Here is a 25,300-nt window from a genome sequence, read left to right as displayed (position 1 = left end):
GCCGCCGACACCGACACGACCGGCCAGGGCGCTCCGGAGGGGTCTTGTCACGGCGGCTGAACGGGTGTTTAGTCGAGGGGTGGACATGGACGCCCGGGAGCGGATCCGGGACGCGGCGATCGCGCGGTTCGGGCGCGAGGGGTTCGGGGTCGGCCTGCGGGCCATCGCCCAGGACGCCCAGGTCAGCGCCGCGCTGGTGATCCATCACTACGGCTCGAAGGACGCCCTGCGTGCCGCGTGCGACGCGCACGTCCACGCGACGATCCGGCAGGCGAAGAGCGAGGCGATGAGCGAGCAGTCGCCCGCCCAGGTCATCGGGCAGCTCGCGACGATCGAGCAGTACGCGCCCGTGTTCGCCTACATCGTCCGCAGCCTCATGGACGGCGGACCCGCGGCGGCCGAGTTCGTCGACGGCCTCGTCGCGGACGCCGAGGCGTACCTGGCGGCCGGAGTCGAGGCCGGCACCGTCCGGCCCAGCCGGGACCCGCACGGCCGGGCGCGCACTCTCGTCGCGAGCAGCGTGGGGACCCTGCTGATGACCCAGCTCGACGCCGCAGCCGGTCGGGCGGTCGCGCCCACGGACCGCCCGGCCGAGGCGATCGTCGGGATGGCCGAGGCGACCATGCTCCCCGGCCTCGAGCTCTACACCTACGGCCTGTTCACCGACTCGGCCTACCTGGACGCGTACCTGGAGGGGCAACCATGACCGACGCCATCACCGCGGCCGCACTCGTCAAGACGTTCGGCCCCCAGCGCGCGCTCGACGGCTTCGACCTGCGGGTCGCGACCGGCGAGGTGCACGGGTTCCTCGGGCCGAACGGCGCGGGGAAGTCGACGACGATCCGCGTGCTGCTCGGCCTGCTCAAGGCGGACGGCGGCGAGGTGAGCCTGCTCGGCGGCGACCCGTGGCGCGACGCGGTAGCGCTGCACCGTCGCCTCGCCTACGTCCCGGGCGACGTCACGCTGTGGCCGACGCTCTCCGGTGGCGAGTCGATCGACCTGCTCGGCCGGCTGCGCGGTGGCATCGACCCGCGGCGGCGCGCGGACCTCGTCGACCGGTTCGAGCTCGACACCAAGGTCAAGGGCCGCGCGTACTCGAAGGGGAACCGGCAGAAGGTTGCGCTCGTCGCGGCGCTCGCGGCCGACGTCGAGCTGCTGCTCATGGACGAGCCGACCAGCGGGCTCGACCCCCTGATGGAGGCCCTGTTCCAGGAGGTCGTCCGCGAGGCCGCGGCCGACGGGCGCACCGTGCTGCTGTCGAGCCACATCCTGGCGGAGGTGGAGGCGCTGGCCCAGCGCGTCACCATCATCCGCGCCGGCAGGGCGGTGCTCAGCGGGTCGCTCGAGGAGCTGCGCTCCCTCACCCGCACGACCGTGTCGATCGGGCTCCGGGACCCGGACGCGGCGGTGCAGGCGCTGGGGACGACGACCGGGGTGCACGACCCGCGGCGCGACGACAGCCACGTGACGTTCGACGTCGACACGGACGCCCTCGACGCGGTCCTCGCCGCCCTGCCGGCGTTCGGGGTCTCGTCGCTCGTGGCCCACCCGCCCACGCTCGAGGACCTCTTCCTGCGCCAGTACGGCGAGGAGCTGGCCGAGATCAAGGCCGCCCGATGACCACCGCCGTGGCGACCGTGCCCGGCGGGGCGCTCGCGGGCACGCGCGGCCTCGTCCGGCTGGCCCTGCGTGCCGACCGGTGGCGCATCGTCATCTGGTCGGTGGCGGTCGCGTGGCTGACCGTCGTCTCGGTCCGCGCGCTCGACGACCTGTACGCGAGCGACACCTCCCGGGCAGCACGCGCCGAGCTCATCGCCTCGCCCGCGGCGACCGCACTGGCCGGGCCGGGGTACGGGCTCGACGACTACACGATCGGCGCGATGACGGCGAACGAGCTCGCGCTGTGGATCATGCTGCCGGTCGGGATCATGGCGGTCCTCGCCGTCACCCGGCACCTGCGCGCACCCGAGGAGGACGGCCGGCTCGAGCTGGTCCGCTCCCAGCCGGTCGGGGCCGCCGCGCCCGTCGTCGCGGGGCTCGTCGCGGCGGCGGTCGCCGTGGTCGCGGTCGGTGCGCTCACGTTCGTCGGGCTCCTCACGACGTCCCTGGACCCGGCCGGCTCGGCGCTGATGTGCGCGGCGGTCGTCGTCGTCGCACTCGTCCTGGCGGGGGCGTCCGCGGTGGCGAGCCAGCTCTCCGCGCACGCCCGCACGGCCTCGTCGCTGGGCATGGCGGCGATCGGGGTGGCGTTCCTGCTGCGCGCGGTCGGTGACGTGCAGGGTCCGCAGAGCACGAGCGTGTGGACCTGGCTGTCCCCGTTCGGGTGGTCGCAGGCCACGGCTCCGTACACCGAGGACCGGTGGTGGCCGCTGCTCGTCGGCCTCGCGGCCACGGCGGTGAGCGTCGCGCTCGCGTTCGCGCTGGCCGGCCGACGAGACCTCGGGACCGGCCTGCTCGCCGAGCGGCCCGGCCGCGAGCACGGGCGGATCGGCGGCGTCGTCGGGCTGACCTGGCGGCGGCAGCGCACGGCGATCTGGTCCTGGGGCGCGGCCATCGTGCTGTGCGGCGCGCTCGTCGGGGTGCTCGCCGCACAGATCGCCGACTTCGTGGCCGACCAGCCCGCGCTCGAGGACCTGTTCCCCGGCGGGGTGGGTGGCGCGACGGCGGCGGCGTTCGCGCTGTACAGCGTGTTCCTCGCGGTGCTCGCGTTCGCGTACGTGACGACGGCCGTCGGTGCCGCTCGGCACGAGGAGAGCGCTGGGCGCGCCGAGACGCTGCTCGCGCTGCCGGTCTCCCGCGGGCGCTGGCTCGGGTCGCAGCTCGCGCTCGCGGGGACGGCCGCGGTGGTGATGCTCCTCGTCGCGGGTCTCGTCATGGGCGTCACGGCGGCCGCCAGCCTCGACGACCCGTCGCAGGTGTGGACCCTCGTCGGCGCGGCGGCCGTGACGATTCCCGGGGTGCTGGTCGTGCTCGGCGTCGGGGTCGTCGTGCTCGGGTTCGTCCCGCGGGCGTTCGCCGCGGTGTGGGCGTACGTCGCGTACGTGGGCGTGATGGCGATGTTCGGCGACCTGCTGCCCGACGGCGCCGACGCGGCCTCGCCGTTCACCTACCTGCCGGCCCTTCCGGCCGAGCCGATGACCTGGGCGCCGGTCGTCGGCTGCACCGTCGTGGGGGTGCTGCTCGTGCTCGTCGGCACGGAGGGTTTCCGGCGGCGAGACCTGCAGGGCTGAGCGCCCCACGCTGGATAGGCTGCCGACGTCCGGGACGCGCCGGGCGTCACGACGACGGGGGACAGCGATGAGCGAGACCGACGGACCCGAGTCGACCTCCGCCGACAAGCCGGCGTGGGCGACGACGGGCGCGACCGCCGCGACCCCGAGCCCTGCCGCGGACGGCGACGCCCCGCCCGCCGAGAAGAAGGCTCGCCCCGCCTGGCTCCTCCCCGCGGCGATCGTCGCGGGCGTCGTGGTCGTCGGCGGCATCGTCGTCGCGATCGTGACCTCGGGCGGCGACGACGAGACCGCGGCCCCGGTCGCCACGCCGACCGTCGTCGTCCCGAGCCCGACGCCCACGGCGACGCCCGCCGAGCGCCCGGACCCCACCGGGTTCACCTCCGCGCTGCCCGCGAGCGTGCTGCAGTACGCGTTCGTCGAGGAGAAGGCGGCCGGCGACTGGCTCAAGGCCGACGCCCTCGAGGCCGTGACCGACACCTACTCCGACGGCGGGACCGGCACGCTCGTGGTCGACGCGGGCCAGTTCGCGACCGCCAAGGAGGCGACCGCGTTCGCGAAGGCGCTGCTCGAGGGCGACGGCACCGCGAACGCCGGCCTGGGCCTGCCCGCCGCCGGCGAGGTCTCGGCGGGCGGCGAGAAGGCCGGGGCGTTCGTGCTCCAGGACGCGGGCGACGGCACCGGCGTCGCGGTCTGGACCAACGGCACGTCCGTCTTCCGCCTCACGACGGCGGTCGCCGACGTCACCAACGCCTACAACGCGTTCCCGCTGTAGCCCACGTCCGGGAGCAAGCCGTCGAGACCGACCCTCGCGGGTGAGACCGACCCTCCGGGAGGGTCGGTCTCACTCCGAGCGGTCGATCTCGGCGAGGGTGATCAGGCGGCGGCTGCCGGGAGGCGGACCGTGAAGGTGGTGCCGCCGTCCGGGCCGGGGTCCGCCGTGATCGTGCCGTCGTGCGCGCCGACGACGGCGTCGACGATCGCCAGCCCGAGGCCGGTCGAGCCGGTGCCGCGCGTGCGCGACTCGTCGCCGCGGGTGAACCGCTGGAACAGCCGGTCGCGCAGGTCCTCGGGGATGCCGGGGCCGTCGTCGGTCACCCGCACCTCGACGTCGGGGCCGACAGTCCGGACCTGCACCGTGACCGTGGTGCCGGGCGGGGTGTGCAGGCGGGCGTTGGTGAGCAGGTTCGCGAACACCTGGCGCAGGCGGTGCTCGTCGCCCACGACGACGGGCTCGGCGTCGTGCTCGATGTCGGGCAGGTCGAGGCGCCACTGGTGGTCGCGGCCCGCGGCGTGCGCGTCGCCGACCGCGTCGATCGCGAGCATGCCGAGGTCGACGGGCTCGGTATCGAGCGTGCGGCCCGCGTCGAGGCGGGCCAGGAGCAGCATGTCCTCGACGAGCCCGGTCATCCGGGCGGCCTCCGACTCGATGCGGCTCAGCGACGTGACGGCGCCGTCGGGCAGCACCTCGGGGGAGCGACGGACCAGCTCGGCGTAGCCGCGGATCGAGGCCAGCGGCGTGCGCAGCTCGTGGCTCGCGTCGGCGACGAACTGGCGGACCTGCGACTCGGACTCGTGCCGTGCGGTGAGCGCGGCGCTGACGTGCCCGAGCAGCTCGTTGAGCGCGGAGCCGACCTGGCCGACCTCGGTCGAGGGGTCGGTGTCCTGCTCGGCGACGCGTTCGGCCAGGACGACCTCGCCGCGGTCGAGCGGCAGGTGGCTCACGCGCGTGGCCGTGGCGGCCATCCGGTCCAGCGGGCGCAGCTCGCGGCGCACCAGGACGAGGCCGACCGTCGCGGCGACGAGCAGCGCGAGCACGCCGACGACGATCTCGACGACGACGAATCGGGTGACGGTGCTGGTCAGGGCCTCGGTGGGGAGCGCGGTGACCACGATGGCGCCGTCGGCCGTGGTCGTCGACATCGCGCGGTACGTGCCCAGGTCGCCGAGCGCGACGGGGTGCGCGTCGCGGTCCTGCGGCACGGCGAGCAGCGTCTCGGCCTGGTCGTCGTCGAGGTACTTCCGCTGGCCGTCCTCGTCGATGTAGTCGGCGCGGACGACGCCGTCGAGCTTGAACAGGTTGATGGTGTTGATGCCCTGGCCGGGTGCGAGGTTCCCGGGGGACGGGCGGTCGTCGTCGCCGCCCGGGTTCGTCGTGCCCTCGCCCGGCGGGAAGCGCATCGACGCGTTCGCGGCGCGCCCGTTGGCGGCGCTCAGCTGCTCGTCGACCTGCGTCACGAGCGAGCCCCGCAGGGCGAGCGCCGAGACGGCACCCATCCCGAGGGCGACGACCGCGACCAGCGCGACCAGGACGACGACGAGCCGCCGGCGCAGCGTCCAGCGCGACGGCCGGCGCATCAGGCGGGCTTCAGCACGTACCCGACGCCGCGCAGCGTGTGCAGCATCGGCTCGCGGCCCTTGTCGATCTTGCGGCGCAGGTAGGAGACGTAGAGCTCGACGATGTTGGCCTGGCCGCCGAAGTCGTACTGCCAGACGCGGTCGAGGATCTGCGCCTTGGACAGCACGCGACGCGGGTTGCGCATGAAGTAGCGCAGCAGCTCGAACTCGGTGGCGGTCAGGCGCACGTCGTCGCCCCCGCGGGACACCTCGTGGCTGTCCTCGTCCAGCACGAGGTCACCGACGACGAGCACGGCGTCGTCGCGGGCCGTCGTCGCACCCGTGCGGCGCAGCAGCGCACGCAGCCGGGCGACGACCTCCTCCAGGCTGAACGGCTTGGTCACGTAGTCGTCACCGCCGGCGGTCAGACCGGCGATGCGGTCCTCGACCGCGTCGCGCGCGGTGAGGAACAGGACGGGCACGTTGGGGTGCGTGGCGCGCACCCGGCGCAGCACCTCGAGGCCCGACAGGTCGGGGAGCATGACGTCGAGCACGATGACGTCGGGGTCGGTCTCCTTGACCTGCTTGACGGCGGCGATGCCGGTGAGCGCGTGCTCGACCTGCCAGCCCTCGTAGCGCAGCGCGGTGGAGAGGAGCTCGGCGAGGGTGGGCTCGTCGTCGACCACCAGGGCACGGACGGGCGAGCCGTCGGCGCGCGTGAGGGCCTGCGGTCGGGTGCCTGCGGTGATCGTCATGAGAGCAGCGTGGACCGCCTCGCTTGCGAACCCTTGGGAAAAGCCTGTGAACCTCCTGAGAAGGCTACTCCGGCAGGTGCGTGGTCTCGGCGGGGTTGAGCACGGCGGACAGGATCGCCTCGATCGCGAAGGTCGTGGACTCGGCGAGGTCGACCGTCCCGTCGAGCAGCCACTGCACCTGCAGGCCGTCCATGACGCCGATGATCGCGCTCGCGGCCCGGGTCGCCTGCTCGTCGCTGACCTCGTGTTCGCCGATCTCCTGGATGGCGTGCGCGATCTCGCCGCGCAGCACGGCGAACCGGTTCTCGACCCAGCTCCGCGCCGGGTGGTCCTCGGTGACCGACTCGGCGGTGAGCACGGTGTAGCCCTGCACGATGCCGCGGCGGTCCACGTTCGCGCGGGCGGTGCGCACGAGGTGGGTGAACAGCTCCATCCCGTCGGGGATGTGCTGGCCCTCGAGGTCGCGCACGTCCTCCAGGTCCCGGTACTCGAGCACCTCGATGAGCAGCTGCTCCTTGGTGCCGAAGTGGTGCAGCACGCCCGCGTGGGTGATCCCGACCTGTTCGGCGACGTCGGCGAGCGACCCCGTCTTGTACCCCTTCGAGCCGAAGGTGTGGGCGGCCGCGCGCAAGATCTCCGCACGTCGTTCGGCCGTTCCCTTGCGCGGTCTACGCACCGCGGGGCGCCGGCTCGTGCCCGCAGGCACCGGTGGCACGTCGTCGTCCATGACCGAAACCATACTGTGACCCAATGGCTTACTGACAAGTCAGCAAGATGTGCTTGTATATCGAGCAGCAGACAACGACGTCCTGGATGGAGCACCACCCCTGTGTCACTCGACACCGCTTCTCAGCCCACCGCCGACCGGCCGGTGACCGCCCTCGCGGAGCTGCGTGCGCAGCTCACGCTCGAGGAGAAGGTCCGCCTCCTGGTCGGTGCCGGGCTCTGGGACACCACCGCGATCGACCGCATCGGCCTGCGCTCCGTGCTGGTCTCCGACGGCCCCGCCGGCGTGCGTGGCGTCGACGAGTCAGGCCGCGAGACGTCCGCCTCCTTCCCCGCGCCGAGCGCGCTCGCCGCGACGTGGGACGTCGACCTGGCCGACGAGGTGGGCGCGGCGTTCGCCTCCGAGGCCCGCCGCCACGGCGTCGACGTGGTCCTCGCCCCGCAGGTCAACCTGCAGCGCACGCCCGTCGGCGGCCGGCACTTCGAGTGCTACTCCGAGGACCCCGTGCTCACGGGCGAGATCGCGGTCCACGTGGTCCGCGCCGCCCAGGACCGCGGCGTCGGGATGTGCGTCAAGCACTTCGTCGCCAACGACTCCGAGACCGAGCGCACCTCCTACCTCTCCCGCGTCGACGAGCGCACGCTGCGCGAGGTCTACCTCGCGCCGTTCGAGCGCCTGGTGCACGAGGCGCAGGCGTGGTCAGTGATGGGTGCGTACTCGGGCATCGACGACGGCACGACCGCGGCGCCGGCGCTCGAGCACCGGCCGCTGCTGACCGGCGTCCTCAAGGACGAGTGGGGCTTCGACGGCGTCGTCGTCAGCGACTGGGTCGCGACCAAGTCGGTCGCCGCGGCCCTCGAGGGCGGGCTCGACCTGCAGATGCCCGGGCCGGACGGGGTCTGGGGCGACGGCCTGCTCGACGCCGTGCGCACGGGCCTGGTCGACGAGGCACTGGTCGACGAGAAGGTCGACCGCGTGCTGCTCATGGCGCAGCGGGTCGGCGCGCTCCAGGGGCACGAGCCGGCGGGTCGGCTGCGCGACGAGGTCTTCGCGGTGGACGTCCCCGCGGTGCTGCGCCGCCTCGTCGCCCGGTCCATGGTCGTGCTCCGCGACGACGAGCACGCGCTGCCCGTTGCCGCCGACACGGTCTCGCGGATCGCGCTCGTCGGCCCCAACGCCGTCTCGCCGTTCGTGCAGGGCGGTGGCTCCGCGTACGTCCGCCCCGACCGCACGTCGACCCCCGCCGACGCGCTCGCCGCGGCCTTCGGCGCCGAGGTCACCGTCCACGCCGGCGCGGTCTCGCGCATGCTGCCCCCGCAGCTCGACCTCGCGGGCCGCTGCCGCACGCCGGACGGCGCGACGGGCGCACTGGTCGAGGTGCTCGACGCCGACGGCGCCGTCATCGACTCGCGCGTCGTCACGCAGTGGCACGGCTGGCTGCGCGAGCCCGCCGAGCACGCGGCCTCCGTCCGCATCCGCACCACGGTCGCCCTCACCGAGCCCGGCCACCACGAGGTCGGCGTCGGCACGGTCGGCCGGCACCGCATCGAGGTCGGCGGCCAGGTGCTCTCGACGGGCGAGAAGGTGGTCGGCGCCGAGGTCATCCTCGACTCGAGCGTGAACGCGCCGGCCCCCGCGGTGCTGACGATCGAGGTCACCGAGCCGACGACGGTCCTCGTCGACGCCCTCGTCCAGGCCGTGCACCCCGTCGGCTACGCGTCGTTCGCCCGTGCCGAGCTCGTGCACCGCACGCCCGGCACCTCGCCCGACGAGCTGCTCGCCGCGGCCGTCGAGGCAGCCGCGGCCGCCGACCTCGCGGTCGTCGTCGTCGGGACCAACGAGGAGATCGAGTCCGAGGGCTACGACCGCACCTCGCTGGCCCTGCCGGGCACGCAGGACCAGATGGTCAAGGAGATCCTCGCGGCGAACCCGAGGACGATCGTCGTCGTCAACGCCGGCGCCCCGGTGCTCCTGCCGTGGCTCGACGAGGTTCCGTGCGTGGTGTGGGCGTGGCTCGGCGGCCAGGAGTGGCCGGAGGCCCTGGGCGACGTGCTCGCCGGCCGCACCGAGCCGTCGGGCCGCCTGCCGTGGACCCTGCCGGCGAACGAGACCGACGTCCCCGTGCCGCACGCCGTCCCGGTGGACGGCGTCATCGACTACCACGAGGGCGTCCACGTGGGGTACCGCTCGTGGCTCCGCCTGGACCGCACCCCCGCTGCGCCGTTCGGGCACGGCCTGGGCTGGACCGCGTGGGAGCACGACTCCGCGACGGCGACGCTCGCCGCCGACGGCGGCCTCACCGTGGACGTCACGGTCTGCAACACCGGCCCGCGCGCAGGTCGCGAGGTCGTCCAGGTCTACGTCGAGCCCCCGGCAGGGTCGCCCTCGGGCGACCGGCCGGTGCGCTGGCTCGGCGGATTCGCTGTCGTGCACGCCGAGCCCGGCGAGCGCACGACAGTCCCCGTCCGGGTGGACGCGCAGGCGTTCCGGACCTGGGACACGGCACGGTCCGGCTGGGTCACCCCGCCCGGCACGTACCGGATCCGCGTCGGCCGCTCCTCGAGCGACCTGCGCCACACCGTCGAGGTGAGCCACCCCGGCTCGTCCGCGACGGACGCGGACAGCTCGTCCGGCACGACCGCACGCCCGTAGTACTCGACGCGATCCGCAGTCACGTCGATCGGTTCCGTCCCAGCAGTCCCGTAGGTTCCTGACAGTGCAAGGAGGCACTCGTGAGAAAGCACAAGCTCGCAGGCATCGTCGCCGGTGTGGCGACGATCGCCCTGCTCGCCACCGCATGCTCGGGGTCCGACGACCCCAAGGGCAGCGACCCGTCCAGCACGGACAAGTCGTCCGGCGGGGCCGCCCAGGTCTCGGACAAGGTCCTGACCATCGGCATGCCGAACGGCCCGCAGAAGGAGAACAACAACCCGATCGGCCCGAACTCCTCGGCCCTGTCGCTCGGGTACGCGTTCGCCGTCTACGAGTCGCTCATGCAGGTCAACGAGATCAAGCCGACCGACCCCCCGACCCCCTGGCTCGCCCAGTCGGTCGAGTGGAACGCCGACTCGACCCAGGCCGTCATCACCGCCCGCGACGGCGTGAAGTGGTCGGACGGCACGCCGTTCACCGCGGACGACATCGCGTTCTCGCTCGAGATCCGCAGGGACCACGACGAGATCAACGCGGACTTCCCCGGCCAGTACAAGGACATCAAGGTCGACGGCAACAAGGTCACGGTGACGTTCACCGACGGCCAGTTCGTCAACCAGGCCAAGCTCTACAAGCTGCTGATCCTGCCCAAGCACGTCTGGGAGTCGCAGGACCCGGTGAACTGGTCCGACCCGAAGATGGTCGGCACCGGCCCGTTCGTGCTGAAGTCGTTCACCGCGCAGTCGGTGACGCTGACGCCGAACGCGTCGTACTGGGGCACCAAGCCGCTCGTCGGCCAGCTCCGCTACGACACGTTCAACGACAACGCCGGCCTGACGACGGCGCTCACCACGGGTGAGGCGCAGTGGGGCTGGACGTTCATCCCGGACTACGAGAACGTCTTCATCGCGCAGGACAAGGACCACTTCCACCAGGTGGCCGGCGGTGGCTTCGGCGTCGACGTGCTGTTCCTCAACAACGAGAAGGCACCGTTCGACAACGTCGCCTTCCGCAAGGCGCTCAACCTGGTCGTCGACCGCGCGGACATCTCGACGACCGCCGGCTACGGCGTGTGGCCGCAGATCAAGAGCGTGACCGGCCTGCCCCAGCCGTCGGGTGACGCGTTCATCTCGCCCGACTACCAGGGCAAGGAGCTGTCGGTCGACCTCGACGCGGCGAAGCAGGTCCTCACGGACGCCGGCTACACGTGGGACTCGGGCAACAAGCTGCTCGACCCGAGCGGCAAGAAGGTCTCCTTCACGCTGACCAACCCGGCCGGCTGGACGGACTACATCGACGCGCTGAACATCGTCAAGGAGGGCGCGCAGTCCCTCGGCGCCGAGGCCAAGGTCGAGACGCCCCCCGTCGACACCTGGCAGAACCAGCAGATCAACATGGGCGACTTCGACGCCTCGCTGCACTGGACCGACGGTGGCTCCACGCCGTGGAACATGTACTCCAACATCATGGACGGCGCTTCGTACGTGAAGGCCGGCGAGTCGGCGAACTGGAACTTCGGTCGCTACAAGAACGACGACGTCACGAAGGCCCTCGCCGACTTCAAGAGCGGGACGAACGACGCTGACCGCCAGGCGGCGCTCGACATCGTCCAGAAGCACTTCGTCGAGGACGTCCCGGGCCTGGTCATCTGGTCGCGCCCGGCCGTCGCGCAGTACTCGACGAAGAACTACACGGGCTTCCCCACCGACGAGGACCCGTACGCGAACCCGCAGCCGACGGGCCCGCAGGCGGCTCTCATCCTGTCGAAGCTCACGCCGTCCGACAGCTGATCCAGGCAGTCAGACGAGAGTGACACCGGGTGCGGCAGGCGACTCGCCTGCCGCACCCGGCGTCCGGCCGAACACTTCCCCCCAAGGTGAACCGATGAGCGCACCACAGCCCACGCCCCCACCGGCGCCGGCCGCACGCCCGCCCGTCGACGGCGAGGCACCCGTCCTCCAGGCCGTCAAGATGCAGAAGCGCTTCCCCGTCCGCGGCTTCCGGTCGCACGACGTGGTGCACGCGGTCGACGACGTCGACATCGACCTGTACCGGGGGCGCGTCGTCGCCCTCGTCGGCGAGTCGGGCTCCGGCAAGTCCACGATCGCGCGCCTGCTCGCGCAGCTGATGCCCGTGACGGGCGGCCAGGTGCTGCTGCACGGCGAGGACGCGACCGTGAAGAACCGCCGGGCCTTCCGCCGGTACGTCCGCCGCGTGCAGATGATCTTCCAGGACCCCTTCGGGTCGCTGAACCCGATCCACACCGTGCGCTACATGCTCTCCCGCTCGCTGCGGATCCACCGCGGCCGGCTGCGCGGGCCCGAGCTGGAGTCCGCGCTCGAGGAGCTCCTCACGCGCGTGCAGCTGACGCCGCCGTCGCGCTACATCGACAAGTTCCCGCACGAGCTGTCCGGCGGGCAGCGCCAGCGCGTCGCGATCGCCCGCGCCCTGGCCGCGGACCCCGAGGTCCTGCTGGCCGACGAGCCCATCTCGATGCTCGACGTCTCCATCCGCCTCGGGATCCTCAACCTGCTGCGCGACCTGCGCGACCGGATGCACATCGCCATCCTCTACATCACGCACGACATCGCCTCGGCCCGCTACTTCGCCGACCGCACGATGGTCATGTACGCCGGCCGTGTCGTCGAGAGCGGCGACTCGGAGTCCGTGACGCAGGACCCGAAGCACCCCTACACGCAGCTGCTCGTGCGGTCCGCACCGGACCCGGACGACCTGGACGCCCGCGCCCGCGGCGCGCGCGGCGAGGCACCGAGCCTCGTGCGGCCCCCCACCGGGTGCCGGTTCAACCCGCGCTGCCCGTTCGCCACCGACCTGTGCAGGACCGAGACGCCGCCGCTGCTCGCCGTGGGCGAGGGCCGTCAGGCCGCCTGCTGGGGCTACTCGGACCGTGCGGACCGCCCGGTCCTCGGCTCGGTGCTCGACGCATACGGCGAGCGCCCCGCGGCGGACGACGAGCTGCTGCGCGCCGTCGCCGCCGGACCCACCCCAGCACCCGCGAAGGAGGACGACCGATGAGGTTCTTCGGCCGCCGGCTGGTCTTCTACGCCATCACCTTCTGGGCAGCGGTGACGATCAACTTCTTCCTGCCCCGTCTCCTGCCGGGCGACCCGGTCTCGGCACTCATCGCCAAGAAGCAGGGTCAGCTGAGCACCGACGCGATCGCCTCGCTCAAGGCGATGTTCGGCCTCGACTCGAACCAGTCGCTGTGGCAGCAGTACCTGCACTACTGGGGCGACCTGCTGCACGGTGACCTGGGCACGTCGATCAGCTACTACCCGGCGCCGGTGACGAGCATCATCAAGCAGGGCCTGCCGTGGACGATCGGCCTGGTCGGCATCTCGACGATCATCGCGTTCACGCTCGGCACGCTCATCGGCGTGGCCATCGGCTGGCGCCGCGGGACGTGGGCCGACGCGCTGCTGCCGATCTCGACGTTCTTCTCGTCGGTGCCCTACTTCTGGCTCGCCCTGATCGTCATCACGATCTTCTCGGTGAACCTCGAGTGGTTCCCGTCGAGCGGCTCCTACGACCGGGACATGGTGCCCAACCTGTCCTGGGACTTCATCGGCTCGGTGATCTACTACGGGACGTTGCCGGCGTTGACGATCATCCTGACGTCGATCGCCGGCTGGATCCTCGGGATGCGCAACATGTCGGTGACCGTCTCCTCGGAGGACTACGTCACCGTCGCCCAGGCGAAGGGCCTCTCGGAGCGCCGCGTGATGTTCGGCTACGCCGCGCGCAACGCGATCCTCCCGCAGATCTCGAGCTTCGCGCTGTCCCTCGGCTTCATCGTCGGCGGCACGATCGTCATGGAGCAGGTCTTCAGCTACCAGGGCATCGGGTTCTACCTGCTGTCGGCCACCTCGGCGCACGACTACCCCCTCATGCAGGGGTGCTTCCTCGTGATCACGATGGCGGTGCTGCTCGCCAACATCGTGGCCGACTTCGTCTACGGCGTGCTCGACCCGCGCACGCGTCAGGAGGGCTGACCATGTCCGCCGAACTTCTCGACCTCGACGAGAGCATCGACCTCGGGATCGCGCCGACGGCCCCGAGCGGCAAGAAGCGCCGCTTCCTGTTCATGCGCAACGCCAAGGCCCTCACCGGCCTGGGCATCCTCGGGTTCTTCGTCGTCATCGCGATCATCGGGGAGTGGATCGCTCCCTACGACCCCGACGCCCGCAGCAAGGACCTGCTCCAGCCGCCGTCGTGGGACCACCTCATGGGGACCACGCACACCGGCCAGGACGTGTTCTCGCAGGTGGTGCTCGGGACGCGCAGCGTGCTGCTGATCGCGTTCGTCGCGGGCTTCGCGGCCACGCTGCTCGGCATCGTCGTCGGCATCACCGCCGGGTACATCGGGGGAGTGGGCGACGAGAGCCTGTCGGCGCTGTCCAACGTGTTCCTCGTCATCCCGCAGCTGCCGCTCATCATCATCATCACGGGCTCGCTGCCGTCCGCGGGCGGGCTGTCGGTGGCGTTCGTCATCGCGATCACCGGCTGGGCCTGGGGCGCGCGCGTGCTCAGAGCCCAGACGCTCTCGTTGCGCAGACGCGACTTCGTGGAGGCCGCGCGCGCCAACGGCGAGAAGACGTGGCGCATCGTGATGGCCGAGATCCTGCCCAACCTGACCGCGATCATCGCGGCCGGCTTCATCGGCACGGTCGGCTTCGCGGTGCTCTCGCAGATCACGCTGTCGTTCCTCGGCCTGACGCCGACCGACGAGTGGAACTGGGGCACGGTCCTGTACTGGGCGCAGTCGCAGCTCGCGCTGCAGCGGCACGCCTGGTGGTGGTTCGTGTTCCCCGGTGCGTGCATCGCGCTGCTGGGCATGGCCCTGACGCTGATCAACTTCGGCATCGACGAGTTCGTCAACCCGCGCCTGCGGAGCACCGGCATGAACGCCCGTGGCCTGCGCAAGCGCGGCATCCGCCCCCGCATCGGGTTCACCCCGGTGGTCCACGAGGCCAAGGAGGACCGGGCATGAGCGCCCTCGCTGAGTCCCGTGGGCGCGTACGCCCCGTGCACGACCCCGTGCTGGAGATCAAGAACCTCTCCGTCGACTACGGGTACGACGAGCCGACGCATGTGCTGCGGCAGATCTCGCTGACCCTCAACCGCGGCGAGGTCCTGGGCCTGGCCGGCGAGTCGGGCTGCGGGAAGTCGACGCTCGCCTACGCGGCGACGCGCCTGCTGCCGCCCCCGGGCCTCATCACGGGCGGCGAGGTCATCTTCACCGACCGCGACGGCGGGAGGTCGGACATCCTGGCGCTGAACGACAAGGACCTGCGGGCCTCGCGCTGGCAGGACATGGCGATCGTGTTCCAGGGCGCGATGAACTCGCTCAACCCGGTGTTCCGCATCGGACGGCAGATCGCCGACGCGATCACCGCGCACGAGCCCGCGACGTCCAAGAAGGACGCGCTCGCCCGGGCGGCCGACCTGCTCGACCTGGTCGGCATCAACCCGGACCGTGCGCGGGACTTCCCGCACCAGCTCTCGGGCGGCATGCGCCAGCGCGTGATGATCGCGATGGCGCTCGCGCTCGACCCGCAGGTGCTGATCATGGACGAGCCGACGACCGCGCTCGACGTGGTGATGCAGCGGCAGATCGTCGAGCAGATCGCGGACCTGCGCGACCGGCTCGGGTTCTCGGTCATCTTCATCACGCACGACGTGTCGCTGCTCATCGAGATCGCCGACCGCATCGCGATCATGTACGCGGGCGAGATCGTCGAGGACGCGGTCGCGCAGGACGTGTACCGCCGCCCCCGGCACCCGTACTCCGACGGGCTGCTGCACTCGTTCCCGCCCCTGCGCGGGGCGCGTCGCGAGCTCGGCGGCATCCCGGGGTCGCCCCCGGACATGGCCAACCTGCCGACCGGCTGCCCGTTCCGGGACCGCTGCGCGTTCGCGTTCGACGCGTGCGCGCACATCCGGCCCGAGCTCGTGGCCCCGGCGGTTCCGGGCGACGACCCGCGCCGGTCGGTCGCCTGCCTGCGCCACGACCCCGAGCGCGTCGCGGCGGGCGGGTTCGAGCCGGCGCCCGTGCCGGACCGGCTGGCGCTGCACTGAGCCTCGCGCCGGACGCTGGCCGGTGCTGACCTGTCAGCCGCGTGACCTACCGTGTTGCCGGTGAGCGACCGCCGACCCGTCCCCCTCGTGGCCGTGTCGGCGGTCGTCACCGTCGTGTCGGTCGTCGGCGTCTACGTGCTGTGGCGCGTGTTCGTCGACACCTATGCCGGGCAGTCGGTCGACCAGGCCGCGATCGAGGGGGCCGCGTACGGGCAGACCCAGCTGTGGCGCGTCGCCGAGAAGGTCCTCGACGTCGTCTCGGTGGGCCTCATCGCCGCGGTCCTGCTCGGCGCGGTGGTCATCGCGGTCGTGCGCCGGCGGTGGGAGCTCGCGGTCCAGGCGGCGGTCGTCATGATCGGCGCCAACCTGACCACCCGCGTGCTCAAGGAGTACGTCTTCGAGCGGCCCGAGCTCGGCGTCCCGGGCGGGTACGGCAACACGCTGCCGTCGGGCCACACGACCGCGGCCGCGTCGATCTCGGTCGTGCTCATGCTCGTCGTCCCGCCGCGCGTGCGTCCCTGGGCGGCGGCCCTCGGCGCGGCGTACACGACGGCGACGGGCGTCTCGACGCTCATCGGGCGCTGGCACCGGCCGTCGGACGTCGTGGCGGCCGTGCTCGTCGTGCTGGCGTGGACGGCCGCGACCTGTGCGCTGGCGGTGCTGGTGCCGCGGTGGGCCAACCCTGTGGACCGGTCCTCGGTCCCGCGGGCCACCCGTGCGACGCTCGTCTCGCTCGTCGTGGTGGGCGCCGTCGCCGGGGCCGTCGCGGTCGTCGCGCTGTCCGCGACGTGGTCCCGGGTGCCCGACGTGACGAGCCGCTCGGACCTGCTGACCGCCTACCTGGGCGGTGCCGCGGGGACGGCTGCTGCCGCGTGCCTGGCGTTCGCGCTCATGCTCGGGCTGCGGCAGGCGGCGGCGTCCGGATTGCCACGCACGTGACGGATGGTCGTAGAGTCCGCCTCGACGGAGAGTTGCCACGGGTCGACCGGCCCGTGAGTCGGTAGGGAAGGCCGTGGGCATGTCTGCAGGGCGCAAGCTCGTCATCGTGGAGTCGCCTGCCAAGGCGCGCACGATCGCGGGATACCTGGGTGAGGGCTACGACGTCGAGGCGAGCGTCGGCCACATCCGTGACCTGCCGCAGCCCTCCGAGCTGCCCGCGGACATGAAGAAGGGCCCCTTCGGCAAGTTCGCCGTCGACGTGGACAACGGCTTCGCGCCGTACTACGTGGTCGACGCGGACAAGCGCAAGAAGGTCAGCGAGCTCAAGAAGCTGCTCAAGGAGTCCGACGAGCTCTTCCTGGCCACCGATGAGGACCGCGAGGGCGAGGCCATCGCCTGGCACCTGCTCGCGGAGCTCAAGCCCAAGGTCCCCGTCAAGCGCATGGTGTTCCACGAGATCACCCGTGAGGCCATCGGCCGCGCGCTGGAGAACACCCGCGAGATCGACGACCGCATGGTCGACGCGCAGGAGACCCGCCGCATCCTCGACCGCCTCTACGGCTACGAGGTCAGCCCCGTGCTGTGGCGCAAGGTCCGCCAGGGCCTGTCCGCCGGGCGCGTCCAGTCGGTCGCGACGCGACTCGTCGTCGAGCGCGAGCGTGAGCGCATGGCGTTCGTCGCCGCCGACTACTGGGACGTCAACGGCACCTTCGCGGTCGCCGACGCCGACCAGCCGGTCTTCCCGGCCCGTCTCACCGCGCTCGACGGCCACCGCGTCGCCAGCGGCCGCGACTTCGACGACCGGGGCGTGCTGCGCTCCGCCGAGACGACGCACCTCACCGAGGAGGCCGCCACCGCACTGGTCGCCGGCCTCGCCGAGGCGTCGTTCGAGGTCCGCTCGCTCGAGACCAAGCCGTACACGCGCCGCCCGGCCGCGCCGTTCACGACCTCGACGCTGCAGCAGGAGTCGTCGCGCAAGCTGCGGATGGCCTCGCGCCAGACGATGCGCACCGCGCAGTCGCTGTACGAGAACGGCTACATCACCTACATGCGTACCGACTCGCCGGTGCTCTCGACGCAGGCGATCGACGCCGCGCGCCGGCAGGCCGCCGAGCTGTACGGGCCCGAGTACGTGCCGGACGCGCCCCGCGTGTACACGAGCAAGGCCAAGGGCGCCCAGGAGGCGCACGAGGCCATCCGCCCCGCGGGTGACCACTTCCGCACGCCGGCCCAGGTCGCCAAGGAGCTCTCGGGCGACCAGTTCCGGCTGTACGAGCTGATCTGGAAGCGCACCGTCGCCTCGCAGATGGGCGACGCGCGCGGCTCGACCGCCTCGGTCCGGATCGGCGCCGTCGCGACGACCGGCCAGGACGCCGTGTTCTCCGCCTCCGGCACGGTCATCACGTTCCGCGGCTTCCTCGCCGCGTACGAGGAGGGCCGCGACGAGTCGCGCGACGACGGCCCGGCCGAGGACGAGAAGGGCGACGCGCGCCTGCCGCGCATGGCCGAGGGCGACCCGCTGACCGGGTCCGACCTGGCTGCCGCCGGCCACCGCACGTCCCCGCCGCCCCGCTACACCGAGGCATCGCTGGTCAAGGCGCTCGAGGAGCGCGGGATCGGCCGCCCCTCGACGTACGCGGCCACGATCTCCGTGATCCAGGACCGGGGCTACGTCACGTCCCGCGGCCAGGCCCTCGTGCCCTCGTGGCTCGCCTTCGCGGTGACCCGGCTGCTCGAGGAGAACTTCGACTGGCTGGTCGACTACGACTTCACCGCCGAGATGGAGCTGGACCTCGACGCGATCGCGGCCGGCGACAAGGACCGCGTGACGTGGCTGTCGCGGTTCTACTTCGGCGACGGCACCGGGACCGAGGAGGGCGGGGGTCTGCGCGACCTGGTCGCCAACCTCGGCGACATCGACGCCCGCGAGGTCAACTCGATCCCGATCGGCGACGGCATCACGCTGCGCGTCGGCCGGTACGGCCCCTACCTCGAGGACGCGTCCGCGCCGCTCGGCGAGGACGGCACGCCGCTGCGCGCCTCGGTCCCCGAGGAGCTGGCGCCCGACGAGCTCACCGTCGCCAAGGCGCGCGAGCTCCTGGAGACCCAGCCCGACGGCGACCTGGTGCTCGGCCAGGACCCGGAGACCGGCACGACGATCGTCGCGAAGAACGGCCGCTACGGCCCGTACGTGACCGAGCTGCTGCCCGAGCCCGAGCTGGACCCCTCGCTGTCCGCCGCCGCCAAGAAGCGCGCGCTCGCCGCCGCCCCCAAGCCGCGGACCGGCTCGCTGTTCAAGTCGATGAGCCTGCAGACGATCACGCTCGAGGACGCCCTCAAGCTGCTGTCGCTGCCGCGCGTGGTCGGCGTGGACCCCGAGTCCGGCACGGAGATCACCGCGCAGAACGGCCGCTACGGCCCGTACCTGAAGAAGGGCACGGACTCGCGGACGATCGCCTCGGAGGAGGCGCTGTTCACGACGACGCTCGACGAGGCGCTCGCCATCTACGCGCAGCCCAAGCGCGGGCGCGGGGCCACCGCGACGCCGCCGCTGCGCGAGCTCGGCGACGACCCCACGTCGGGCAAGCCGATCGTCGTCAAGGACGGCCGGTTCGGCGCGTACGTGACCGACGGGACCACCAACCGGACCCTGCCGCGTGACGTGACGCCCGAGTCGATCACGCCCGAGCAGGCGATCGAGCTGCTCGCCGAGAAGCGCGCGTCGGCCCCCGCGAAGAAGAAGGCACCCGCCCGCAAGGCTCCCGCCCGTGCGAAGGCCGCGACGAAGAAGTAGCCAGGCCGCTGGCGTGCGCCGTGCGGCGGTGTGCGCTGCCCGCTGCCCCCCGCGTGCTCGCGCCGGGCCGTTAGGTGCAGCGTTAGTCACGCATAGCGGCACTAACGCTGCACCTAAGGCGGAGCGCTGGGCAGATGCGCGGGGCCGAGTGCTGGCTGTGCGGCTGGCGGAGGACCGTCAGGCGGTGGCGGTCAGGACTGCCCAGCCGCGGGGCGGGACCTGCGGGCCCGCTCCAGCGAGCACCTGCGCGTCGGCGACCGGGGGGTCCCACGGCTCGTCGGCCAGGTTCAGGGCGACCAGCAGGGCGTCGTCGCCCGCGCGGGCCTCGTAGAGCAGGTGCTCGTTGGTCAGCTCGATCGTGCGCGTGGTGGCCCGGTGCAGCCACGGGTGCCGGCGACGCAGCCCGATGAGCTCCTGGTGCAGCCGGTAGGCCCACCAGCCGTCGGGCGCCAGCTCGGCCGGAGAGGCAGGGAAGGCGGGTCGGATCGCGTCGTCCCCGCCGAACCGCTCCTCCTTCACGCCGCGGAACGCCTGCTCGTCGCCGTAGTAGACCGCCGGTGTGCCGCCCACGGTGAAGAGCACCGCGAGCGCGTGGCCGAGCAGCGCGTCGTCGTCCAGCTGCGAGGCGATCCGGGTGACGTCGTGGTTCCCGACGAAGGTCCACGGCGCGAACACCTCGACGAACGCCGAGTGCCGGTCCAGGGTCCAGGCGAGCTCCCACCAGTTCCGGGTGGCGATCGCGGACCAGGTCGCCTTCCACAGCTCGTACTGGGTGACCGAGTCGAAGCCCGACTCCGCGACGATCGCCGGGTAGTCGCCGTGGATGACCTCGCCGACGACGTAGACGTCCGGGTGGCGCTCGCGCACCGCGGCGAGGACCGGCTCCCAGAACGACGGGGGCACCGCGTAGGCCGCGTCGAGCCGCCAGCCGTCCGCGCCCAGGTCGAGCCAGTGGTTCATCACGCCCGTGACGAGCTCGGCGACGGCGGGGGAGCCGTGGTCGAAGGTGACGAGCGCGTCGTGCCCCTCGAAGACGGCGAACGAGCCGTCGTCGGCCCGGGCGAACAGCGACGGGTCGCTCGCGACGAGCGGGTGCGCGCGGCCCACGTGGTTGAAGACGCCGTCGAGCAGCACGCGCAGCCCGCGCTCGTGCGCTGCGTCGACCAGCGTGCGGAAGTCGTCGAGCGTGCCGAGGCGCGGGTCGATCGCGAGGTGGTCGGTCGTGTCGTAGCCGTGCGTGCTCGACGCGAAGACCGGCCCGAGCGCGATGCCGGAGACGCCCAGGTCGCGCGCGTAGTCGAGCCAGTCGACGAGCCGGCGCAGGCGGTGGCTGTCGACGGGTGCGTCGGCGGGGGCTTCGTCGGCCGCCCCGACGAAGCCCAGGGGGTACACCTGCCACCACACCGCGTGCTCGACCCAGCCCATCTCCCCACCGTACGGCTACGGCGACGCCCCACCGGATGCCGGAGAGCTCGCTCCCAGCCCCGGCTCCCGCGGAGGCAAGCCGACGAGCAGGCGGTTGCGCATGGTTCTGGCCCCGGAACCGTGCGCAACCCCCTGGTCGACCCCGGGCTGCACGGAAGCCGGGGGGATCAGCGCATGCGGAGGGTCACCGTGCGGCTCGTGGTCGTGCCGGCCGCGTTCTTCACGACGACGCGGAGCTTGGTCCGGTCGGCAGAGGCGGTCGCCGTGAGCGAGTACGAGGCGGACGTGGCGCCGCTGACCTTGACCCACGAGCCCGCCTTGGCGCGGTACCACTGGTAGGTCGGCGCCGGGTAGCCGGTGGCGGTCACGCGGAAGGTCGCCCGGTGGTGGCGGTGCACGGACACCGACGACGGCTGCTTGGTGATCCGCGGTGCCACGCGCGTGACCGTGACCTTGGCAGCGCTGGTCGTCGTGCTGCCCGCCGCGTTGCGGAACACCGCGCGCACCTGGGACCCGTCGAGCGCCTTCGTGAGCTCGAGCCGCAGCGTCGTCGACGTGGCGCCCGGGATCTTCTTCCAGGCCGTCGAGCCCGTGGCCCTGCGCTCCCAGGTGACGGTCGGCTCGGGGTAGCCCGTGGCCCTGGCCGTCACCTTCACCGTGGTGCCGAGCCTGCCGGACACCGCCCTCGGCTGGGTGGTGACGACGGGCTTGGTGCGGGTGACGCTGACGGTCGCCGTGTTCGTCGTCGCCGAGCCCGCGGCGTTGGTGAATACCGCGCGGTACGACGTCCCGTCCGTGGCACTGCTCAGCGCGACCTTCAGCGCCGCCGCGGTGGCCCCGCTGACGGTCGCCCACGTCGAGGAGCCTGCCTTCCTGGACTCCCAGCGCACGGTCGGTGCGGGCTCGCCGGTCGCCGCCGCGGTGAGAGTCACCGTGGCGCCCAGCTTGCCGGACACCGACGCGGGCTGCGTGGTGACGGCAGGGGCCACCTGGACCGGCTCGGCGGGGAAGTCGCCGACCGCGAGGTCGTCGAGGAAGAACGAGCCGGTTGCGGGCAGTGCGGGGTTCGCCTGCGTCGCCATGAGGATGACCTCGTTGACCTGGGCGAGCTGGGCCCTGGTCGGCCGCAGCGTCGACGAGAGCCCGGACGGGTAGGTCACGACCGCGTCGTCGAACGCGAGGTGGACCGTGCGGGCCGAGCCCGTCAGCGGCACCGGCAGGTCCCAGAACCAGTCGTCGCCCGTGCCGTCGGCCGAGACCGTGCGGAACCGCAGCGAGACGGACTGGCCCGAGCCGTTCGGGTCGATCCACGCCGTGATGCCGTCCAGCCCGGCCCACGAGTGGCCACCGAGCCAGCGCGACTCCTGCTGGTACGTCGTCGACCCGAAGTCGTAGTCGAACCGGCCCGCCTTGGAGCCCGCGGACCCCTTGCCCGGCGCGAGGGACAGCTGCCACCCGTCGCCCCACGCCTGGTCGGCGTTGTTGCTCCACGACGCGCGCAGGTCCGTCGTGGTGGCGTACGGGTCGAACGTGTCGAGCACCTCGGGCGTGCCGTCGGGCACCTCGGGGGCGACCTCGCCGCCGACGACGCGGAGGTCGTCGACGCCGAACGTGCCGGACCCGCTGGTCGAGCTCGACGCGAGGACGAGCTCGTTGACCACGCCCAGCGCAGCGTCGTCGAGCGGGTCCGTCAGGTCGGCCGGCCAGGACGGCGCGAACGACGAGAACGGGATCTCGACCGTGTGCCACGAGGCGTCCGCGAGCGGGACCTGCGCGAGGTAGTAGCGACCGCCTCCGACGCCGAGCTGGATGGCGAGCTGGTTGCCCGACCCGTCGCCCTTGACCCGCAGCGACAGCGCGTCACGGCCGGCCCAGCTCTGCCCGCCGAGCCAGCGGGCGACGTCCTGCCAGCCCCCGTTCGCGTTGTCGTAGGCGAAGGACAGCGCCTGCTCGCCCTGGCCGGCGTCCGCGGACAGCGAGATCAGGTCGGTCTTGCTGCGGTTGCCCCACGCCGCGTCGAAGGCCGCCTCGTCCGCGTAGGTCTCGAAGTCGTCGACGAGGATCGGCTCGGCCGACGGCTCGGGGTCGACGTACTCGCCCTCGCCGGACGCCCTGACGTCGTCGACGAGGATCGAGCCGGTCAGCGGTGCGGCGCCGCCCGCGTCGTTGAGGTAGACGAAGAACTGGCTGACCGCCGCCAGCCGCTCCCAGGTGAGCGTGGCACCCGCGTTGGCCGTGTCCCACGGGGCGGGGGCGAACTGCGTCCACGGGATGTGCGCGACGTAGGGCTCGTCGCCCGCGAGCGACGGGTACGCCTCGAAGGTGACCCCGCCGGCCTGGACCTGGATCACGAGCTTGTGGCCCGACGCGTCCGGATCGATCCACAGGTCGAGCTGGCCGAAGCCGGACCAGTTCTGCGCGGGCGCGTAGGACTTGCCGAACCCGAGGTAGCCGGTCCGTGACGCGGGGTAGTCGTACGTCAGCCGCGCGGCCTTGCCGTCGCCGTGGTCGGCGAGCGTGAGGGACGACGAGGTCGCGTTGGTCACCGTGTACGCGGCGCGCAGCGCGACGTCGTCCCCGTACCCGTCGAAGTCGTCCACCGTGCCGACGGGGAGCACCGGTGCCGCACCGAGGATGACGGAGACGTCCGCGGACAGGGGTGTGGCGCCGCCGGTCGCGGTGACCGAGGCGGCCATCGTGCGGTTGGTGAGCGCGTCCTGGCCGATCTCCCACGTGCCGGACCAGTAGCCGTCGTCGTCGGGCGTGAGCGTCACCGGGTCGAAGCCGTCGGCCGTGAAGGTCACCGAGTCGACCCCGGGCGCCGCGGTGACCTTGGCGCGCACGGTCGTCGATGCTGTGGTGATCCGCGTGCCGTCGGCAGGCGTGACCAGCCGGAGGTCCGGGGCCGGCGTGCCGGCGGTGGCGCTCAGCGAGTACGGGGACCCCGTCTGGCTCGCGAACACCGAGCCCGGGTCGTCGTACAGCGCCTGGAAGTCGGCGGCCATCTCGTGACCCGCGTAGGGCACGTAGATCTGGCCGGAGCCGAAGTTGGCCCACGTGAGCATCCACGCGACCCGGCTCGCCTTCTCGCTCGCGCGCAGGCCGGACAGCAGCTCGGTGAAGTAGTGCAGCGACTTGTTGCCGGTCGGCTTGATGGTCCGGTCGCCGTTGCGGCCGAACTCGGTGAACGCCGGCACCTTGTGGCGCGCGGCCGCCAGGTCGACGACCATCTCGAGGTCGGTCACGACGGCGTCGACGTAGGCGGACGAGTCGTCGGCCGCGTTGGAGTTCTCGTAGTTGTCGTAGCCGAGGACGTCGACCCACTGGTCGCCCGGGTAGGTCTCGAGGTAGCGGCTCGCGTCACCGTCGAACGAGCCGTTCGGCGAGAACGCGTAGAGCAGGTTGTGCACGCCCTTGACGTCGCGCAGGTACTCGACCGTGTAGCGGAAGATCTCCTTGTACTCGCCGGTCGTCGCGTGCGCGGCGCCCCACCAGAACCACGAGCCGGTGTTCTCGTGGAACGGCCGGAAGATCACCGGCACCAGCGAACCGTCCGGACGCTCTGCCTCCGTCGCGGCCAGCGCGACGAGGTCGAGGTACGCGCGGTAGGTCGCGTTCTTGTCGCCGCCCGGCAGGATGTGGCTGACCACGCGGCCGCTGGTGTCGTAGAAGTCCTTGCCCGTGACGAAGTTCGGCATGTGCGCCGACAGCGTGACGATCGCCCCGAGCCGGTCGGCGCGGACGAGCTGCGCGGCCAGGGCGGCCGCGTTCTGCTCGTCGGTGTTGTCGTGCGAGCCGGGCTTCTCGTCGCCCTTGAGCGCGAGCGTGTCGAAGCCGAAGACGCCGGGCAGGTCGCCCGTGACGCTGTGGGCGTCGGACTCGATCGGCAGGCCGTCCGGCCCCGTGTAGGGCTCCGAGATGGCCTCGTCGAGGGGGTGCTGCTGGCCGAAGAGGATGCCGTCGGCCTGCTGGTCGCGCAGGTAGCGGAACAGCGACCGGGTCTGCGGGGCGGCGCCGGTGTCGGCGATCGCGACGACGTCGTCGTCGGCAGCGTGCGTCGCGGTGGCGAGGCTCGTCAGACCGGTGAGGGCCAGGGCCGCTGCGGCCACGGTCGCGACCGCTCGCGACAGCCGGGTGTGCGTAGCTGGGGTCATCGTGCTCTCCGTTGAACATCCCCGCGTCTGCAGGGCGACCGCGCGGCCCGTCGTTGGGCCGATCGGGCACGAGGGTAACTAAATTAGGTGAGTGAAGAAAGGGACATAAGCGATTCAGAGCGACGAATCGACCGGCGCGCGGAACCCTCGGCCGCGGTGTGGGGGGCGCCGTGGCGCGGCGTGCTCGA

At 72.3% G+C, this 25,300-nt stretch carries 17 protein-coding genes; 12 read left to right on the top strand and 5 right to left on the bottom strand.

Annotation, left to right across the window (positions count from 1 at the left end; translation table 11 throughout):
• Positions 1 to 85: 85 nt before the first annotated feature.
• The 4 genes from EDF34_RS11405 (at position 86) to EDF34_RS17525 (ending at position 4,005) form a co-directional block, all read left to right on the top strand.
• Positions 86 to 706, top strand: a complete 621-nt coding sequence (locus EDF34_RS11405) for a TetR/AcrR family transcriptional regulator (RefSeq protein WP_123371615.1) — start codon at positions 86 to 88, stop codon at positions 704 to 706.
• A complete protein-coding gene (locus tag EDF34_RS11400; protein WP_123371614.1) occupies positions 703 to 1,620 on the top strand; it encodes an ABC transporter ATP-binding protein in 918 nt (305 codons plus the stop codon). Before EDF34_RS11405 ends, EDF34_RS11400 begins: the two co-directional genes overlap by 4 nt.
• Entirely contained in the window at positions 1,617 to 3,230 is a 1,614-nt protein-coding gene (locus EDF34_RS11395) for an ABC transporter permease (protein ID WP_123371613.1), read from the top strand. The genes EDF34_RS11400 and EDF34_RS11395 overlap by 4 nt, the downstream gene beginning before the upstream one ends.
• 67 nt (positions 3,231 to 3,297) lie before the next feature.
• Positions 3,298 to 4,005 carry a hypothetical protein gene (locus tag EDF34_RS17525; protein ID WP_158615081.1) on the top strand — a complete coding sequence of 236 codons (708 nt, stop codon included), beginning with the start codon at positions 3,298 to 3,300 and terminating at the stop codon, positions 4,003 to 4,005.
• Between the two features lie 101 nt (positions 4,006 to 4,106).
• Here EDF34_RS17525 and EDF34_RS11385 read toward each other — a convergent pair whose 3' ends face one another.
• From EDF34_RS11385 to EDF34_RS11375, 3 genes are all read right to left on the bottom strand, one after another.
• On the bottom strand, positions 4,107 to 5,588 hold the full coding sequence (locus EDF34_RS11385) for a cell wall metabolism sensor histidine kinase WalK (protein WP_123371612.1): 1,482 nt from the start codon (positions 5,586 to 5,588) through the stop codon (positions 4,107 to 4,109).
• Positions 5,588 to 6,322, bottom strand: a complete 735-nt coding sequence (locus tag EDF34_RS11380; RefSeq protein WP_123371611.1) for a response regulator transcription factor — start codon at positions 6,320 to 6,322, stop codon at positions 5,588 to 5,590. Before EDF34_RS11380 ends, EDF34_RS11385 begins: the two co-directional genes overlap by 1 nt.
• Before the next feature lie 64 nt (positions 6,323 to 6,386).
• Positions 6,387 to 7,049: a TetR/AcrR family transcriptional regulator gene (locus tag EDF34_RS11375; RefSeq protein ID WP_233575340.1), complete on the bottom strand. Its 663-nt coding sequence runs from the start codon at positions 7,047 to 7,049 to the stop codon at positions 6,387 to 6,389.
• 102 nt (positions 7,050 to 7,151) lie between these two features.
• Here EDF34_RS11375 and EDF34_RS11370 point away from each other — a divergent pair, with 102 nt between their 5' ends.
• The 8 genes from EDF34_RS11370 (at position 7,152) to topA (ending at position 19,533) form a co-directional block, all read left to right on the top strand.
• The gene (locus EDF34_RS11370) at positions 7,152 to 9,701 is read left to right on the top strand and encodes a beta-glucosidase (RefSeq protein ID WP_123371609.1); all 2,550 of its coding nucleotides are present in this window, start codon (positions 7,152 to 7,154) and stop codon (positions 9,699 to 9,701) included.
• An 80-nt stretch (positions 9,702 to 9,781) separates the two neighbouring features.
• Complete coding sequence (locus tag EDF34_RS11365) at positions 9,782 to 11,491, top strand: ABC transporter substrate-binding protein (RefSeq protein ID WP_123371608.1); 1,710 nt, start codon at positions 9,782 to 9,784, stop codon at positions 11,489 to 11,491.
• Between the two features lie 94 nt (positions 11,492 to 11,585).
• Complete coding sequence (locus EDF34_RS11360; protein WP_123371607.1) at positions 11,586 to 12,737, top strand: ABC transporter ATP-binding protein; 1,152 nt, start codon at positions 11,586 to 11,588, stop codon at positions 12,735 to 12,737.
• The gene (locus tag EDF34_RS11355; protein WP_123371606.1) at positions 12,734 to 13,714 is read left to right on the top strand and encodes an ABC transporter permease; all 981 of its coding nucleotides are present in this window, start codon (positions 12,734 to 12,736) and stop codon (positions 13,712 to 13,714) included. Before EDF34_RS11360 ends, EDF34_RS11355 begins: the two co-directional genes overlap by 4 nt.
• A gap of 2 nt (positions 13,715 to 13,716) precedes the next feature.
• Positions 13,717 to 14,712, top strand: a complete 996-nt coding sequence (locus EDF34_RS11350; protein WP_123371605.1) for an ABC transporter permease — start codon at positions 13,717 to 13,719, stop codon at positions 14,710 to 14,712.
• Positions 14,709 to 15,800, top strand: coding sequence for an ABC transporter ATP-binding protein (locus EDF34_RS11345; RefSeq protein WP_123371604.1), 1,092 nt, complete (start codon positions 14,709 to 14,711; stop codon positions 15,798 to 15,800). Before EDF34_RS11350 ends, EDF34_RS11345 begins: the two co-directional genes overlap by 4 nt.
• 60 nt (positions 15,801 to 15,860) lie before the next feature.
• Positions 15,861 to 16,739: a phosphatase PAP2 family protein gene (locus tag EDF34_RS11340; RefSeq protein WP_233575339.1), complete on the top strand. Its 879-nt coding sequence runs from the start codon at positions 15,861 to 15,863 to the stop codon at positions 16,737 to 16,739.
• 79 nt (positions 16,740 to 16,818) lie between these two features.
• Positions 16,819 to 19,533, top strand: a complete 2,715-nt coding sequence (gene topA / locus EDF34_RS11335; RefSeq protein ID WP_123371602.1) for a type I DNA topoisomerase — start codon at positions 16,819 to 16,821, stop codon at positions 19,531 to 19,533.
• Between the two features lie 177 nt (positions 19,534 to 19,710).
• Here the strand turns inward: topA and EDF34_RS11330 are convergent, their stop codons facing one another.
• Together EDF34_RS11330 and EDF34_RS11325 are read right to left on the bottom strand one after the other, a co-directional pair.
• Positions 19,711 to 20,958, bottom strand: coding sequence for an alpha-amylase family protein (locus EDF34_RS11330; RefSeq protein WP_123371601.1), 1,248 nt, complete (start codon positions 20,956 to 20,958; stop codon positions 19,711 to 19,713).
• Between the two features lie 167 nt (positions 20,959 to 21,125).
• Entirely contained in the window at positions 21,126 to 25,112 is a 3,987-nt protein-coding gene (locus tag EDF34_RS11325) for a CIA30 family protein (RefSeq protein ID WP_123371600.1), read from the bottom strand.
• Positions 25,113 to 25,300 lie beyond the last annotated feature (188 nt).

The sequence above is a fragment of the Cellulomonas sp. PhB150 genome, from assembly GCF_003755175.1.
Lineage (GTDB): Bacteria > Actinomycetota > Actinomycetes > Actinomycetales > Cellulomonadaceae > Cellulomonas.
This window is presented reverse-complemented; position numbering and strand designations above follow the sequence as displayed.

Coding starts and splice junctions, on each gene's coding strand:
- EDF34_RS11395 (WP_123371613.1), top strand. CDS start 1,617: ATGACCACCGCCGTGGCGACCGTGCCCGGCGGGGCGCTCGCGGGCACG.
- EDF34_RS11355 (WP_123371606.1), top strand. CDS start 12,734: ATGAGGTTCTTCGGCCGCCGGCTGGTCTTCTACGCCATCACCTTCTGG.
- EDF34_RS11325 (WP_123371600.1), bottom strand. CDS start 25,112: ATGACCCCAGCTACGCACACCCGGCTGTCGCGAGCGGTCGCGACCGTG.
- EDF34_RS11375 (WP_233575340.1), bottom strand. CDS start 7,049: ATGGACGACGACGTGCCACCGGTGCCTGCGGGCACGAGCCGGCGCCCC.
- EDF34_RS11405 (WP_123371615.1), top strand. CDS start 86: ATGGACGCCCGGGAGCGGATCCGGGACGCGGCGATCGCGCGGTTCGGG.
- EDF34_RS11400 (WP_123371614.1), top strand. CDS start 703: ATGACCGACGCCATCACCGCGGCCGCACTCGTCAAGACGTTCGGCCCC.
- EDF34_RS11330 (WP_123371601.1), bottom strand. CDS start 20,958: ATGGGCTGGGTCGAGCACGCGGTGTGGTGGCAGGTGTACCCCCTGGGC.
- EDF34_RS11360 (WP_123371607.1), top strand. CDS start 11,586: ATGAGCGCACCACAGCCCACGCCCCCACCGGCGCCGGCCGCACGCCCG.
- EDF34_RS11385 (WP_123371612.1), bottom strand. CDS start 5,588: ATGCGCCGGCCGTCGCGCTGGACGCTGCGCCGGCGGCTCGTCGTCGTC.
- EDF34_RS17525 (WP_158615081.1), top strand. CDS start 3,298: ATGAGCGAGACCGACGGACCCGAGTCGACCTCCGCCGACAAGCCGGCG.
- EDF34_RS11345 (WP_123371604.1), top strand. CDS start 14,709: ATGAGCGCCCTCGCTGAGTCCCGTGGGCGCGTACGCCCCGTGCACGAC.
- EDF34_RS11380 (WP_123371611.1), bottom strand. CDS start 6,322: ATGACGATCACCGCAGGCACCCGACCGCAGGCCCTCACGCGCGCCGAC.
- topA (WP_123371602.1), top strand. CDS start 16,819: ATGTCTGCAGGGCGCAAGCTCGTCATCGTGGAGTCGCCTGCCAAGGCG.
- EDF34_RS11350 (WP_123371605.1), top strand. CDS start 13,717: ATGTCCGCCGAACTTCTCGACCTCGACGAGAGCATCGACCTCGGGATC.